The organism is Acinetobacter sp. CWB-B33 (genome assembly GCF_039655955.1).
Classification (GTDB): domain Bacteria; phylum Pseudomonadota; class Gammaproteobacteria; order Pseudomonadales; family Moraxellaceae; genus Acinetobacter; species Acinetobacter bouvetii.
Map to the genome: position 1 here is coordinate 1 of NZ_JAGFEU010000019.1, position 1,437 is coordinate 1,437.

Sequence of the window (1,437 nt, forward strand, 5' to 3'; positions counted from 1 at the left end):
AGTCATCTGATGAGGAGTTGTTCTTCATAAAAAGCCTAAATAGCAAAAAATTAAAAATATAACTTTCATATTATAAAACTGATTTATGTGAAAAACCACTTCATATGATTTTATGGAATATTTAGAAAATTAAATAACCATTCTCTGGGGCGGTTTTTCTTTTAGCTATATATACTTTTTTCAATAGATTGAGTAATTTATCACCTTAATTTAAGGGGGAAGCATGAAAAAATTATTAGCTGTTGGGGTTTTTGGGTTTGGGTTGGCTTTGGGTGGGTGTACTACGACTCCACAGCAACCAGTGGAACCGGTTAAATTTGAAAAAATTTACCCAATGGGTGAGTTAAAACAAGCTCAAGTTTATGATGGTGCTAGACAATGGTTCGCTACAGCATTCAGATCAGCTAATGCTGTAATTCAGTATGAGGACAAGGCTACAGGTTCAATTATCGGCAAGGGTAATATGCAGTACCGCTGTGCAGGTTTTGCTGACTGTATGACTGTGACAGGTTCTGATCGTGTTGATTTTACAGTTCGTGTTGATACCAAGGATGGTCGCATGCGTATTAGCTATGACAACTTGACGCATTACAAGCCAGCACAGGTAATCAGTGGTGTTCGATATGCTGAAACAAATAGGCTTATTACCGTTAATTATCCATCAGCTAAGGTAATTGTTGATGAGTTAAATAAGTCATCTGATGTGATGGCGGAGAAGATTAAAACACAGCAAAAAGTTAATGCTGACTGGTAATGTAATATTCCAAGTTTCATTGAAGAACGACCTCCTTAGGGAGGTTTTTTTAATAGTGCTACCCGTATAAGAGAGAAGTAATCAACCATCGTTCGCGGTGGTTTTTTTACACCCAAAGAAAAACCCCGATAGTACTAACTGTCGGGGTTTTTATATTCAAAAAAGCAAAAAGCCCGTGACTCGTAATCATGGGCTTTTTTGTGTTCACAAACCTTAGTGAGAAGGAAGTAAACCATAGATGAATTTTAACCTAGATTTAAAGGTTGATAAAGCAATGAATAAGTTATCAGAAAGCGAAACTCTGAGACGATGGACCTATAACATAGGATTTATGATTTTAGCAGGGCTAGCAATCTGGCAATCAGCTCCAATACTTAACGCCTTAGCTAAAATAATTGAACTCATAATCAAATAAACCGACCCAAAGCGGGGTCGGTTTTTTTTATGTCTGCGCGCCTAAAGGCGCTTTTTTATGCCTAGAGGAAAGTGAGATGACTACACAAACCAGCCGTTTAGTTATTGAAATTGATTCGCGCAATGCTGAAAGAAACACGCGTGCCGTAGCAAATGAGCTTGAAAACCTAACAGCAAAAGGCTACAAGGCCGATGCTCAAATGACTGAAATGTCGGGCTCAATCAAGACCCTTGTTGGCTTTATGGGTGGTTTGCTGACAATTAATAAA

The 1,437-nt window shown here is 38.0% G+C and carries 2 protein-coding genes; both read left to right on the top strand.

The annotated features are described in order from the left end of the window. Positions 1-223: 223 nt before the first annotated feature. The gene (locus JZ784_RS17530; protein ID WP_346315796.1) at positions 224-754 is read left to right on the top strand and encodes a DUF4468 domain-containing protein; all 531 of its coding nucleotides are present in this window, start codon (positions 224-226) and stop codon (positions 752-754) included. Positions 755-1,245: 491 nt separating this feature from the next. Continuing rightward, positions 1,246-1,437, top strand: a 192-nt coding sequence (locus JZ784_RS17535) for a hypothetical protein (protein WP_346315797.1), incomplete at its 3' end; no start/stop codon positions are given.

Bases quoted from the DNA above. Each gene is read 5' to 3' on its own strand.
- JZ784_RS17530 (WP_346315796.1), top strand. From the start codon at position 224: ATGAAAAAATTATTAGCTGTTGGGGTTTTTGGGTTTGGGTTGGCTTTG.